This is a genomic window from Micromonospora sp. NPDC047465 (assembly GCF_040643125.1).
Lineage (GTDB): Bacteria > Actinomycetota > Actinomycetes > Mycobacteriales > Micromonosporaceae > Micromonospora.
In genome coordinates, this window is sequence record NZ_JBEYTP010000061.1 from 15,373 (window position 1) to 29,088 (window position 13,716).

Annotated in this window: 8 protein-coding genes; 1 reads left to right on the plus strand and 7 read right to left on the minus strand. The window is 69.1% G+C overall.

Translation table 11 applies throughout. The features are described 5' to 3' along the window. Position 1 precedes the first annotated feature (1 nt). The 5 genes from ABZ793_RS31755 to ABZ793_RS31775 form a co-directional block, all read right to left on the minus strand. On the minus strand, positions 2–2,848 hold the full coding sequence (locus ABZ793_RS31755) for a hypothetical protein (RefSeq protein ID WP_357464094.1): 2,847 nt from the start codon (positions 2,846–2,848) through the stop codon (positions 2–4). Positions 2,849–3,011: 163 nt separating this feature from the next. Then, on the minus strand, positions 3,012–5,726 hold the full coding sequence (locus ABZ793_RS31760) for a S8 family serine peptidase (protein WP_357464097.1): 2,715 nt from the start codon (positions 5,724–5,726) through the stop codon (positions 3,012–3,014). Positions 5,727–6,149: 423 nt separating this feature from the next. Then, positions 6,150–9,032, minus strand: coding sequence for an AAA family ATPase (locus ABZ793_RS31765; protein WP_357464100.1), 2,883 nt, complete (start codon positions 9,030–9,032; stop codon positions 6,150–6,152). A 238-nt stretch (positions 9,033–9,270) separates the two neighbouring features. Further along, on the minus strand, positions 9,271–10,167 hold the full coding sequence (locus ABZ793_RS31770; RefSeq protein WP_357464102.1) for an IS3 family transposase: 897 nt from the start codon (positions 10,165–10,167) through the stop codon (positions 9,271–9,273). Between the two features lie 19 nt (positions 10,168–10,186). Continuing rightward, complete coding sequence (locus ABZ793_RS31775) at positions 10,187–10,387, minus strand: MbtH family protein (RefSeq protein ID WP_357464105.1); 201 nt, start codon at positions 10,385–10,387, stop codon at positions 10,187–10,189. A 114-nt stretch (positions 10,388–10,501) separates the two neighbouring features. Between ABZ793_RS31775 and ABZ793_RS31780 the strand changes: the two genes are divergently transcribed. Continuing rightward, positions 10,502–11,281 carry a transposase family protein gene (locus ABZ793_RS31780; RefSeq protein ID WP_357464108.1) on the plus strand — a complete coding sequence of 260 codons (780 nt, stop codon included), beginning with the start codon at positions 10,502–10,504 and terminating at the stop codon, positions 11,279–11,281. Between the two features lie 129 nt (positions 11,282–11,410). Here ABZ793_RS31780 and ABZ793_RS31785 read toward each other — a convergent pair whose 3' ends face one another. Further along, positions 11,411–12,814 (minus strand): hypothetical protein, encoded by a 1,404-nt coding sequence (locus ABZ793_RS31785; protein WP_357464111.1) that lies wholly within the window; start codon positions 12,812–12,814, stop codon positions 11,411–11,413. After that, entirely contained in the window at positions 12,811–13,320 is a 510-nt protein-coding gene (locus ABZ793_RS31790) for a SigE family RNA polymerase sigma factor (protein WP_357464114.1), read from the minus strand. The genes ABZ793_RS31785 and ABZ793_RS31790 overlap by 4 nt, the downstream gene beginning before the upstream one ends. Positions 13,321–13,716 lie beyond the last annotated feature (396 nt).

The following is a 13,716-nucleotide window of genomic DNA, read 5'->3' on the forward strand; positions in this document are numbered from 1 at the left end:
CCTACCTGAGACCGTAGGCGTGGACGCGGAGTTGGTCTGTCGTGTTACCCGCGTCGTCTGTGGCGGTGGTGCGTAGCGTGACAGAGCCGTCGGTGTCGACGAGGGATGGCACTGCGAAGGTCGCCGTCCACGAACCGTTCTTGAGCGGCTTCATCTTGGCGGGTGTCCACGTAGTACCGCCGTCAAGGCTGACCTGGGTGGCGACCTGACGGATCGCTGGGCCGTCGGTAGCCTGGTGGTACGGCGTGATGGTGACAGTGTGGTGGCTTGCCGCCGGGGCGGAGTTCCCGCTGTCGAGCGGAACGAGGTAGCGGAGGAAGATCAGTGGCTGCGGAGCTCCACAGGGGCCGCTGTAGAGGTACTTGTTATGGCAGGTGGCACCTGGTGGCAGGCGGTCACCGGTCACCCGGGCGGACGTGAACCGCCACTCGAACCGGTCCCCCGTGGGCATGGTGCTCGTGAACGTGTAGAGCTCCTCGTCAGGTGACATCTGGAAGGCCCGCAGACCGACCGGGTCCTTGGTCACAGGGACCTGCTGTCCTCGGCTGTCGGTCATCACCATCGCCGGCAGCCATCCTGTTGTGCTCGTGTGACGGGGCTCCGGGTGCCCGATGTAGATGAATGGCGTCAGGATGTCGCCGTTTCGGCAGAAGCTGCAGAACGACCAGTCGTCCCAGTCAAGGGTTTCGCTGGGGACCGCGGGCGGCCCGACCGACTGCGGCTGCGCGAACCACACTTCCTCTCTTGTGTCGCTCCGGGTGACCAGCTCGGTCGCCTGCTCCGCTCCTGCGGCCCCCCAGGTGCGCTGCCATTTCACGTCCCGGGACACGGAGAGGTACTCGGTGATGGAACGGCCCGGCGTGGTCGTCGGAAACATCCCGACGGACCAGTTCATCAGGAGGTTGAACCCCGGGTACCACGAGTAGGTGCTGAGCTGCGGGCCGATCCCGGAAGTTCCCCGCAGGGTCGTGTTCCGGGTCGCGAGCCGGTCGGCGGTGACGGTCTGGTCGATGGAGGCGGGGACACCGCCGCTGAAATCCCGGCTCAGCTCGTAGAGGTAGCCCGTGCCCGTGTGCCCGGGACTGTCGACGCGGACGGTGACGGTCTGTTGCGTGAGTTGCGCCCTGAGCTGTCGCGCCTCGTCGGGCTGAATGGACAGCACGGGCAGGTTCGGCGCTGGCACCGCCACGTCTCCCTCGAGGATCGGTACCCAGTGGAAGACGTTGCACACGCCGGTCGGGTGACGGTCGGTCCGTGGGTCGAAGACGACGGCCACGGCGCCGGCGGTGGTGGCGCGTTCGATCACCTGTCGCTCAATGCCGCAAGCGACCTGCTGCTGTGGGCTCGGGCCGAGGACCACGAGCTTGCCTTTCGCGTCGATGCGCGCGAAGTCGTCGGCGTCACCAACGCCCGCGTCGACGACCCGCAGCCGCGTGTCGCGCAGGCTGAGTTCCGGCCGGTAGCCCTGCTCTCCCGGCTCGGCCGGCTCGTGGTACGGGTACCTCGCGCGAAGGTCGAGTCCGCGGTCGGTGGTGACAGTTATGTAGGGCTCGCGCCACTGGTCGTTGATGTGCATGTTGTACGCGCCGGTGCGGGTGGGGGCCGTGGTAGGGACGAGGTAGTAACCAACAACCCCTGCTTCCCCGTTACCCGCGGCGAGGTTGTAGACGACCTGGCCGTCGGGCAGCTCGCGGCGCTTGCTGATCCCGTAGCTGGCGAGCTCGTTCCGCTTGGGGGCACGGGGAGCGATCCAGATGCCGTCATCCATGGAGAGGTCGATGGTCCGGTTCCCGAAGACCGCAACCTCTGGCTCTTCGAAGAAGGTCGTCGCCGACGTGGTGTAGCGCGTATCCGTGAAGTGGGCGCTCAGGTAGTACACGCCAGCCGGCAGCGTGTAGGTGAGCACGACCGTCCCACAGACCGGCTTGGTCCCCTCACAGGAGAAGCTCGGGTTGACAAGTTTGCCTGCCGTCGGTCCCGTGACACCGATCAGGGGCGCGGATGCGGCCGTGAACTCCATCCCGAGCTCCTCGCCCCATGACCAGCGGGCGGGATCTTTGCTGGCGTGGACCCGCACGGTGAGCTGGTAGTTCGGGGTGGTGCTGGTCGGCGCCGCAGGCAGCGGCGCTCCGTCAAGGCTGAGGCCGGCCAGCCCATCGGCGAGGTCCCGGGGGGCGCCTGCGGGGTGATGCGCCCAGACTTGCCCCTCGGGGCTACCCGGGTCGAAACGCCGCGCCGTGGTGACGGCGTCCCAGAAGGTCGCGCTGGACGCGGCCGGGACAGACACGGTGGCCTGCCCAGGGCCAGCCGTCCCGGACACGTATGTGGAGCCCGGGAGTGCGTCCGCCTTCTGTTCGGCCTCGGCCGCCGTCGTCACACCGTCGAAGTAGACGGTGACCGGCGTACTTGAGACGCCGAGCCCACGGGAGGCGAGGACGTTGAGGTCGAACAGGTCGCGGTCGATGACGCCGGAGTCCACGAGCGCGGTCGCCGCCGGGGGGACGGCGCTGAGCACCGTCGGCTTGCCCCGCGCCTCGACGCCCGTCACCTGGAGCTCAACCGGCCTGACCGGGCCGTCACCGGGCAGCTGGTCCGTGGCCCCGACCCCGACCGCCCCAGCTGGCGTCACGGTGACTTCGCCAATCGAATCGCTGCTCACGGTGACTTGCTGGCCGGTGAGGAGGGTGATCGTACGGGCATCGTTGAGGCGCGGCCCCGTCGGTTCGTCGAGGGAGAGTTCGCCTGGGAGGGTGTGGGATGTGTCGGCGCCGGTGGTGGGAGTGGCGGCGCTGGCGGAGACTGTGTTTCCGAGCACCAGTCCGGCGAGGCCTACGAGGGTGGCGATCACTGTGGCCCGTCGGCGGTGGCCCAGCGCGTGCGGGGGGCCGGTTCGCCGCGAGGCGTGGCGAGCTGGTAACGGTATGGAGCGCATGGTGGGTGGTACTCCTGTCTGGTCACGGCCTACGACGCGTGGTGTCAGGCGTTGGGCTCGAGCTGGAAGTCGTGTCGGGTCAGGCGATGGGCTCGAGCTGGAAGTCGTGTCGGATCAGGCGGTCGCGAGTGATCGTCACGTCAGCGGCCACGACGCGGTACCCGGGTCGCGTGGCGGTCGCCTGTGTGGTCCTGACTGGCGAGAACAGCCAGTACCAGGTGCGCCCGGCGAGGTTGACGTCGTCGGGGAACTCCCGGCTGACGGCGTGGTCACGCGTGTTGCTTTCGACGCGGATCTCCACGCCGGGCAGCGCCTGGCCCGCAGCGTCGGCCACCTGGCCCACGAGCATTCCGCCGGCGCGCAGCACGCAGGTGCGTGTGCCGATGAAGAGGTTGTCCACGGCCCAGTAGCCACCCGCAGGGCCGGCGAAGGTGAGCCGGATTCGCACCTCGGGCCTGTTGGCTATCTGCGCCAGCGAGACCGTCTGGCGTCCGATCACCGACCCGCCTCCGGCTGACCACACGGTCTGCCAGCGACTGCCGTCCGTGGAGTACTCGACGGACGCCTGCTGGCGCGCCGTCCCGAGGTAGCGGGTGTCGAAGGACAGCTCCGGGTTCGTCTGGCCGCTGAGGTCCACGGCCGGCGAGGTCAGGGTCGTGGTGATGGCCTTGTTGCCAAGGGTGGTGGGGTCTGCGATCGCGAACCGGTTGTCGGCCCCCGGTTGGGGCCGCTGCGCGGGGTTGTCGAATCGCCAGGACCCACTCTTGCCGGTGACTTGCCACCCGTCCTGCGGGGTCGTGGCCTGCCATCCGGTGAAGGTGGCTTCCGTCGCGTTCCACCCGTACCCCGGGGCCGTGCAGGCCTGGGTGTCGATCTCGACGGACCGGTCGAAGCGGCGATCTGTCGTGCCCAGGCTCAGTGTCTCCCGGGTCGCGGGGTAGCCGTCGTAGACCGGGTCGACGGTCACGTCGTAGTCGGCGTCAGCGGGCAGCCGGAGGCTGTACTCCCCGGTCATGGGGTCGGAGTAGACCGGGTTGGCGGGGTAGCCCGGGAAGGTCAGTTCGGCGTACACCGGCCAGCCGTGACCGGACCCGTCGGTCACCCGCCCGGACACGGTGACCATGGGCGCCGTGGCCAGGGTGAAGTTCTGCGTCGTCGCGGTGTCCGCGGTGATAGTCAGGGTCGTTTCGTCGCCGACGAAGCCGTAGGCCGTGACCTTCACGTTGTAGGCGCCGGCCGGCATACCGATCCGGTACGTACCGCCCGGGCCTGTCTGGGCGGTGCGCTGGATCGGGTGTTCGGACGACCCACCTGTCAGCACGAGCTGCGCGCCGGTGATCGGGCCCCCGGACTCCTGCGTCACCGTGCCGGTCACGGTACCGACCTGCCGGTTGGCCAGGAAGGCGGCCGCGTCCAGCCGACCCTCGCCATAGACGTTGTTGTCCTGAGGCGTGCCGCCGCACTGCAGATCCTCGGTGTCCCGGGCGGTCAGGTCGAGCAGGTTGCGTGTGGTCGGGATGTCACCGACGAGGCTCGGCGATGCGGACCAGAGGAGGGCGATCGCGCCAGCGACGTGGGGGGCGGCCATCGAGGTACCACTCATGGCGACGTAGCCGGTGGATCCGGCAGCGGCCGAGCGGACGTTGACGCCGGGAGCGGAGATGTCCGGCTTGATCAGGCCGTCCTGGCCGGCGCCACGGGACGAGAAGGGGGCGATGGTGTCGTTCGCGTCGTATGCGCCGACCGAGTAGCGCGCGGTCCTTGAGCCGGGCGCGCCGGCGGTCGCGCAGCCGGGGCCGATGTTGCCGTTGGACCAGACCGAGAAGATGCCCGCGGCGTCCCAGGCTGCGGCGAGGTCGTCGAACCAGGGGTCGACCGACGGCGACATGCTACCCCACGAGTTGTTGATGACGTTGGGGCGCTTGGACGGCTCGGCCGCGCTGCCGTTCGACCGGGTGGGCGCGAGCAGCCACTGCCCGGCCGTAAGGAGGTTGTCCGCGGTGCAGGGGTCGCAGCCGTTGGCGGCGATCCAGGTTGCGCCGGGAGCGACCCCGATCCGGTTCCCGGCGCGGTCGTCGCCGACCATCGTCCCCATGACGTGTGTGCCGTGGCCGTGGCCGTCGCAGGGTGCGTCGGTGCATCGACCCGACGCGTCGAACCAGTTGTAGTCGTGCGTGAACGTGCCGTCGTGGTTGTTGCCGCGGTACTGGTTGACAAGCGCGGGGTGACGGTAGTCGACACCCGTGTCGAGATCGGCGACGACGATGCCGTTGCCGTCGATCCCGGACGCCCAGACATCATCGGCGTTGATGTTCGCGAGCCCCCAGTCGAGGTTCGCGGCGGTGGCGCTGGCGGTCGTCTTGTCGATGGGCTTCGGGGTTGCGTAGATCGTCGGCGCCAGTACCTGTGTCACCTCCGGGCGCGCGGCCAGCGCTGTGGCAAGGTCGGCCGTGCCGCCGTTCACCTTCACCGCGTTGGAGATCCAGTAGGACCGGTAGGCAACGCCGCGTGCCTGCAGCATGTTCAGCGTTCCGGTCTGGCTGTCGTGGGCAGCCTTGCGCAGCGCCGTCACGACCGCGCGACCACGGTCACCCCAATCTGCGACCCGGCTGGCATCGGCCAGGTCTGCCTGGTGGCGGAAGGTCACCCAGAAGTCCTGTGCCTTGCCGGGCGCGCTTGCGAACCTCCGCTGCAGTTTGTCCTCGATCTTGGGGTTGCCGGTCGCTTGCCCGGCAGGTGCACCCGCAGCCGATCCTGGGGCGGCGGAGGCGCCCGGCGCGGCGGAGAGCAGCATGCCGACGACGAGGATGGCCGCGGCGACTGCTCTCCTGGGCCGCGATGATGGTGCTGCTTGCATAGGGACCTCTCTCTGGAAAAGGGTTCCTGGCCGTTGGCGACGTACCAGCGTCCGACCTTCGGGTGGGTTTCCGAGCAGCGGAACCGTGCGTTCAGCGGTTCACACCGGACCCCAGCCGCCGGTCTCCGTAGGCGGTTCACCCGTCACCTCGGGCGGTCGCGTGCGTTCCGTGCTTGGGGCCTTCTCCTCGGCCGGGTCCGCAGCCGCCGGACATCCCGTGGCATCCGGCGGTTGCGGAGGGAGGGCGGGCTTCCGAGCCCTGGGAGGTGCTGGACGTCTGGCCATGCGTGAACGCTAGGGTCCGGATATCGGGGCTACCATGGGCCGAGCCGGCCCAAAGAATGTGGACAGCCCGGCCGGTCAGGCGTCCGCGGTCGCCGCCAGCCGCTGGGCAAGCCGGCGCCGGGAGTCGACGCCGAGCTTTCGCAGTGCGGCAGCGACATGCTTTCGGACCGTGTGCACCGACACGTACAGCCGCTGGGCGATCTCCTCATTGGTAAGCCCTTGCGCGGCGAGTTCGGCGACGTCCCGCTCTCGCGGCGACAAGCTGTTTCCGTAGGCTGGCCTGCCGACCCGTGCCAGACCCGGGACGGACCACCCGTTAGCCCGTGCGGTGTGACGGGTCCGGCCGAGGTCCCATGATGCGCCGAGGTCCTGGAAGGTACGGATCGCCGCCGCCATGAGGTGTTCGGCCCGGGAGGGATCATGGCCGGCGAGGGCCCGCGCGGCCGTCTCCCGTACGTGCGCTGCCTCGTAGGGCATGGGGATGAGGTCGTACTGGTTCGCCGCCGCGCAGAGAAGCTCCATCGCCTCCTGGCTTCCGGGATCACGGTCCAGCAGAAGCAGACCACGGGCATAGCCGAGCGATGCGGGAGCCAGCGGGGCATGGATGTGCTCCGCCCGTGTGGCAAACGCGGCAACCATCCGCTGCGCCCGCTCACGTTCCCGATCGGCGAGCAGCAGGGTGGTCACCGCTGGCAGCGCTCGGTACAGGCAGGGGATGATCGCCCGATCAGGGACTGCGGCGAGGAAGCGGTCGACACCCGGCACGTGCCCCCGCTCGGGGGTCGCCCGTGCTGCGCGGACCCGCGGCGTGAGCGCCAGCGCGAGCACGGTGTGCTGGCTACCGGCGGCCGTCACCGTCAGCACCCGATCCAGCTGTTCGACGGCCGCGGCCGTCGGTCCCTTCACGGCCAGGGAAAGCGCCGCCAAGCAGGCATCTTCCACCAAGCGATCGCTGGGTTCAGGGCCCGAGGACCGCCGTGGGACACCGGTCGGCCCCATCAGGTTCGACCACTTGCCACGGAAGAAATCGACAAGCAGCCGGATCGTGACGCCTCTCCCGCGAAGCGTGAACGGCACGATCCTCGGGTCGTCCACGTCATCGCACAGGTCCAGCAGCCGTACCGCGAACCGAAGGTCGCCGGTTGCCACGGCAACCTCGGCCAGGCTCGTGTGGCCAACGAACATCGTGCGGCTGTCGGGCGGCCCGAACGCGCGCTTCGCGAGCCGTACCGGGTCGGCGACCCCCGCGAACAGTCGTACCTCGTCGACCATCATGTCCAGCTGCTGCCGCCGATCGTCGTCCAGGGCCGCGACCCGGATACGCCGTTCGATGTCCGTCAGGGCGTCCCCGATCCCCGCGGTCGAGCGTCCCGGCAGCCACCTCGTGATGGCCATAAGCTCGGCCGTGAGCCCGGCTGAGTCAGAAACGCCCTCCAGCCTCGCGAGCGAACCCAAGGCACCGCCAGGGGCGGCGTCGCAGAGATGGTTGTTCGCCAGCTGGCTCGCGTTGCTCGCCACCCGGACGCGTATGTCCGGTGTCAGGCACCCGTCATCGCGCGCCACTTCCGCCTCGAACACCTTCAGGAGGCGGATGCCGCGGAGGGTGTAGATGGCGGCCCTCGACAGGGTAAGAAGCACCCGCGCGCGCTGCTCCCGCGGCACGGACGCTTCCAAGAGCACAGGTTCGAGCGCGGCGACGACACCCGCGTCGTCACCCACGGCCAGTGCCTGGTCGGCAGCGGCTTCCGCGGTGTCCGGCCAGCCGGGGACGCCGGCCTCCCGTTCGTGGTGGGCGACCCGTGCCAGTGGACACGGCCGGGCCGACCGCAACGCCAACGCTGCCCGGCCGTGCAGGGCTTCCCGCCGCACGGTTGCCAAGCCGCTGTAGACCGCCTCGGCCGCCAGGACGTGCGATACCTCGTAGGTGCCCTCGTGTTCGACCAGAAGGCCTGAGGTCTCTGCCTTGAGCAGGCCGCATGTCAGTGCCTGCCCGCGGATGCCCGACACCGCGGACAGCACCTCCCGGTCGACTGGCCCCTGAAGAACAGCGGCACCCTCGACCAGGGCCTGGGCCTCTGGAGTGAGCCGGGAGACACGCTCGAGCACCGGATCTCGGATGCCCGCGGGTACCTCCAGTTCATCGATGCTGCGCCGGACCCAGTCACCGTCATGCATGGCGATGGTTCCACGTTCCACGAGCAGTCGGAGGAGCTCTCGGATGGCCAACGGCAAGCCCGAGGAACGCTGCCACAGGTGTTCCGCGAACTCCGGGGTCACCGTCGTGAGGCCCAACATGGCGGCCGCGAGCTGGCCACAGCCGCTGACGTCCCACCGCGACAGGGGGATCCGCGAGACCGACATCGACTCGCCCGCTCGGGTGGCGAGCGCGGGAACCGCCGGATCCACCTCCCCATCACGGAACGTCACCACGACCGACAGGCCGGGAAGGGGATCGCTCACCAGGAATTCGAGGAACTCGAGTGTCTGCTCGTCGATCCAGTGCGCGTCCTCGATCACCAGCACGGTCGGGGCCGCCCCGCGCAGGGCCGCCTCGATGCCGCGGAACATCAGATGGCGCAGCACCCGGGGGTCGTGGGCGCCGTCAGGCAGCGCGGGAAGGGAATGCGCCAGTTCGGGCACCAGAAGCCGCAGCGCCCCGGCTGGAGCGGGGAGGTCACGAAGCCCTCCACGGGCTGACAAGGTCCGCAGCACGTGGACGAAAGGCCCCAACGGAAACGGGTCTCGAAGGCGGTGGCAGCGACCCACCAGCACTCGGGTGGAGCCGTCAAGCTCTGCGATCAACCGCGACTTGCCCAATCCGGCTTCGCCGGACAGCAGGACCAATGTGGGTTGGTCGACCGCCGAGACCAGAGACTCGAGCACACCGTCGCGCTCGACGAAGGGTGGGCGGGCGACGTGCAACGCGCGGCCATCCCGACGTCCTGCTCTCTGGTCCACTCTCGCTCCTCCCGTGCTCCAGGCCATCCGATGTGTGACCAGAGTCCGAACGGACGGCCATCGAGCGGAAGCTCACTCGTAATGATCCGGCTCTGCTGAATGTCGCTTGCCACGGTGATGGGACCGTTGCCACGACCTCGGGACCACGTGGCTGCGTGCCGAGCATGGCCCGGGTGTACGGGGGTGTCAATGCCGGGCGCGGGGCACGCCCTGAACCGCCCCGGGTTCTGTGGAGACCTCAGCTGTTGACTCCAACCACCTCATGGGGCTGGGGTTGAGCGTAGAACATCGATTCGTATTCGGTGGGTGGGACGTGCCCGATGACGGAGTGCAGGCGCTGGTTGTTGTACCAGTCGACCCACTCGGCGGTGGCCAGTTCGACCTGGGCGAGGCTGCGCCACGGGCCTCGGGGTTTGATCAGCTCGGTCTTGTAGAGGCCGATGGTGGATTCCATCAACGCGTTGTCCAGGGCGTCACCGACGCTGCCGATCGAGGCGTCGATACCGGCGTCGAGCAGGTGGGTGGTGAACCGAAACGACGTGTACTGACTGCCCGCATCGCTGTGGTGCACCAGTCCCGCCCCTACCGGCTGGCCGGCGCGGTCGCGGCGCCACAGCCCCATGTCCAGGGCTGCCAGGACCAGCGGGGTGCGCTTGTTCGTCGCCGCGGACCAACCCACGATCGCCCTGTAGTAGACGTCGACGACGAACGCGACGTAGACGACGCCGGAGAAGGCGGCGACGTAGGTGAAGTCCGCGACCCAGCACCGGTTCGGCCGGGCAGCGGTGAAGTCCCGGTTGAGCAGGTCAGCGGCCCGTTCATGCCCGGGATCGGCGGTGGTGGTGCGGATCTTCTTGCCCCGCACGGCACCGGCCAGGCCGGCGTCACGCATCAACCGTTCGACCGTGCACCGGGCCGTCGGATGCCCATGGCGGCGCAGTTCATGCCAGATCTTGCGAGCTCCGTAGACGCCGTAGTTCGCCGAGTGAATTTGGCCGATGACTTCCGCCAGCTGCGCATCGCGCACCTGCCGCTTCGACGGCGGACGCTTCTTGGCCGCCCAGAAGCCGCTCGGGGTGATCTGCAACCCGTGCTGACGGTGGCGGGCGAGGTACGCACGCTCGTCATTCCGCATCCGCCCCTGGTGAAGGAGATTAGCTGCCCATGTGCCGGCGTAGGTTCAGCGGCCGCATGTCCTGCCACACGTTTTCGATGTGAGCCAGGCACTCGTCCTTCGTGCCGGAGGTGCCGTCCTCGCGCCATCCATCCGGCGGCGTCCGGTGCGCAGGCCAGATGGAGTACTGCTCTTCGTCGTTGAGCACGACTTTGTAGACGTCCGCTTCCTGCTGGGTCATGACGGGTCTCCTCCTCAGCTACGTGTCACAAGTGCGGTGTCCTCGTCCCTCAGCGCGGTCACGCTAAGGGACGTCTGGTAACTCGGTGACCGGTCCATGGTGGATCATGGCGGGGTGCAGGTGATCTCGGCGGCCCGCCAGGAGTGGATCTTTCCGTTCACCGGGCTGCAGCCCGCCCAGTTCCGCAGGCTGGTCCGGCTGGTCGCCGAGCGTGGCGGTGACGCCATCGCTGACGGTCGTCCGGGACGGCAGTGGTCTCTCGACCTCGCCGACCGAGTTTTGCTGGTAGCGGCGTACTGGCGCACGAACCTGACGATGCGGCAGATCGGCCCGCTGTTCGGGGTGTCGCACTCCGCCGCTCACCGGGTCATCGACACCCTCGGCCCCCTGCTCGCCCTGGCGCCGGGCCGCCGACGTCGGGTCGACCAGATCACCATCGTCGACGGCACCCTGATCCCGACCCGGGATCACCGCCTGGCCGCCCCGAGCAAGAACTACCGCTACAGCACGAACCTGCAGGTCGCCATCGACGCCCACACCCGCCTCGTCGTCGCCCTCGGCGACCCGCAACCCGGCAACCGCAACGACACCATCGTCTACCGCACCAGCGGCATCCAGCAGAAACTCGACGGGCGGCCGGTCATGGCCGACGGCGCCTACCGCGGCAACCCCGACGTGATCATCCCGTACCGCAAACCCGCCGACGGCAGCGAGCTACCCGACTGGAAGACCGACCTGAACAAGCAACACCGCACCGCCCGAGCGCACGTCGAACACGCACTGGCCCGCATGAAGTGCTTCAAGATCCCGCGCGACTACCGCCGCGCCGCCCACACAATGACCGACACCGCCTCCGGCATCGCCCACCTCCACAACATCATCCTCGCCGGGTGACACCAGCACCGTTGCCGGGCAACGCCTTCACCGAGTTACGAGACGTCCTTTAGCGTCTGGGCACGCCCGACGAGGACCATTTCGCCTGCGCAATCGGGTTGTGTCCGACGCGCTCGTGGTTACTGAATCTCACCGTTCGCCCCAGCGGTCCACGCTGCCGATGCGACCGCCCTGCTCGACGATCTCGCCTCGCCCGATCACGGCGCCCTTTGCATCCAGGGCCTCGATCGTGAGTCCGGCCGGGTCGGCGACCTTGATCACCGCGCCGGCGTCGCGTACCGGGGTCCGGGCGACCACCTCGCCCCCGCGGCCGACGGCCCGCAGCGTGGCAGCGTCGGCCGGTGTGACGACGAGCACCGTCGAGGTGTTCTGCCCGAGCCGCACCGCGACTATCGACGACGGATCGGTCGGGTCGGTGTCCGTGGTGAAGGACTGCCCGGTGCCGGTCGCGCTGCGGCCATCCGCGTGGTCGTACACGATTTGCACCTCGCCCAGCCACCCGCCGTGGACGGCCGGCGCGGCCAGGACGACGGCGCGACCGTCGAACGAGCCGTTGGAGTCGGCTTCGGTGCCGGCCGTTCGGCCGTTCCAGATAACCTGCGGCAGGGCCTTGATCGCGTAGCCGTATCCGCCGGCCAGAGCCGAAATAGCGGTCCGGGATTGTTCCCGGTCGAGGGTCCCGCGGGCAGTGCCGACGGCGCTCTCCAGTTGCGCATCGGTGACCCGGGCGCTGATGAGGCTGCCCGGAGCCGGTTGGGATACCCGTACGACGCCGTCACAGGTGATCTGCCACCACTCGGGGCGCTGGGTCTGCTTCGTACGCACGATGTATGAGCCGGTGGGCTCCGGCTGCCACGCTGTGGCCTCCGGCAGCGGGGCAGTGGCAAACTCGCAGCCGGCGGGGGCTACCCCGACCGAGATCGGCTCGACCGGGTCAACACCATCTCCGGGCACCGTGGTGCTCATGAACGGCTCCAGCCCGTCGCCCTCACCCTGGTCGGGCGGCGCGGCGAGGACCTCTGCGCTGGCCCCCCGTGGGGCGACGAACCACGCGTGCGCGTTGGGCCACTGGGTGGACGAGTCCGGCTGGGCGAGCGCGAACGCTACCAGGGCGATCCGCCGCGAGCCGATGTCGTCGACGAAGAGCACCTTTACCTGACGTACCGGTGCCTTCACGCGGTAGGCCCCGGCTCGCTGCCGCTCCGAGATCCGGTTCGCGAGGTCGGCGACGAAGGCGGGATCCGCGCCCACCGCCCCGCGCGGCGGCGAGTCCGCGAGCCGTTCGGCCCACCTGAGCATCGTCTGCCAGCCCGGCTCGGGCTCGATCATCGGCGGGCCGCCGCCGTGGCTAGGCCCGATGACCGTGGCACCGGTCGCCGACACCACCGCCGCCATGCACAGCCCCACCGCGGCGCGTGTCCGGCGTCGACTGCGCTGGAGGCGGGCCCGCACCCGGCTGTACGGATCGGGTTGCGGCCGCAGGCCCTCCGTCATCTCGGTCAGGGCACGCCCGACCAGGTCATCGATCGTCACGTGTCGCTCCCCACTGTCGTTTCCGGCTGGTCGACCGGGCTCAGCGCGACCCGCAGTCGGGCCAGGCCACGCGACGCCTGACTCTTCACCGTGCCGACCGAGCAGCCGAGAGTTGCGGCGACCTCCGCCTCTGGCACGTCGGCCACGTATCGCAGCACGACCACCGCCCGGGTGCGGGGCGACAGCGACCGCAGCGCGGCATCGAGAGCATGGCGCTGGGCCACACCGTCCGCCACGTCGCCCAAGGATCGGTCCGGCGGCGACGCGGTTATCACCTCCCGAGCCCGGTATCGACGCCACACGCTGATGTGCTGGTTGACCATCACCCGCCGCAGGTAAGCCACCGGGTCGTCAATCCGCTTCCACCGACGCATCACCTTCACCAACGAGCCCTGGAGCAGGTCCTCGGCTTCGTGTGCCGAGCCGGTCAGCAGGTAGGCGATGCGGAGCAGATCCATGTACCGTGCATCGACGAACTCCCTAAACCCGTCGTCATCGCCCGCCATCCGGCCCCCGCTTCATCTCGGCTATCCACTACGACCCGGGTCGTGGCGAGAAGGTTGACACCGGTGATGCAGTATCTGCGATTTGTAACCGTCCACGGCACCGAGCCGCCTTTGCAAGGAAGGGGCCGTGAGGCAGCGAGGCGGCCCGCAGCCGTCGAAGCGGTCGGCGTGCCCCATGCGTGCCCGATGCAGCGGTCAGCATCGGCCAACAAGGGCAGATGGCCACCCGCGATCTGAACGCTCCGTGTTCAATCCCCATGGCGGCACAACTACTCACGGTACAGATCAACCCGATTCCCATGCTGTTTTCGGGTCCCTTCGGGGCGCCGCGCATGCGGGAAAATCGAGGTGGTCGCCCGCCGACGTCGGTGCTTTCATGGCGCAGGTGAGGCCGTC

Coding starts and splice junctions, on each gene's coding strand:
- ABZ793_RS31760 (WP_357464097.1), bottom strand. CDS start 5,726: ATGCTGCTCTCCGCCGCGCCGGGCGCCTCCGCCGCCCCAGGATCGGCT.
- ABZ793_RS31770 (WP_357464102.1), bottom strand. CDS start 10,167: ATGCGGAATGACGAGCGTGCGTACCTCGCCCGCCACCGTCAGCACGGG.
- ABZ793_RS31775 (WP_357464105.1), bottom strand. CDS start 10,387: ATGACCCAGCAGGAAGCGGACGTCTACAAAGTCGTGCTCAACGACGAA.
- ABZ793_RS31790 (WP_357464114.1), bottom strand. CDS start 13,320: ATGGCGGGCGATGACGACGGGTTTAGGGAGTTCGTCGATGCACGGTAC.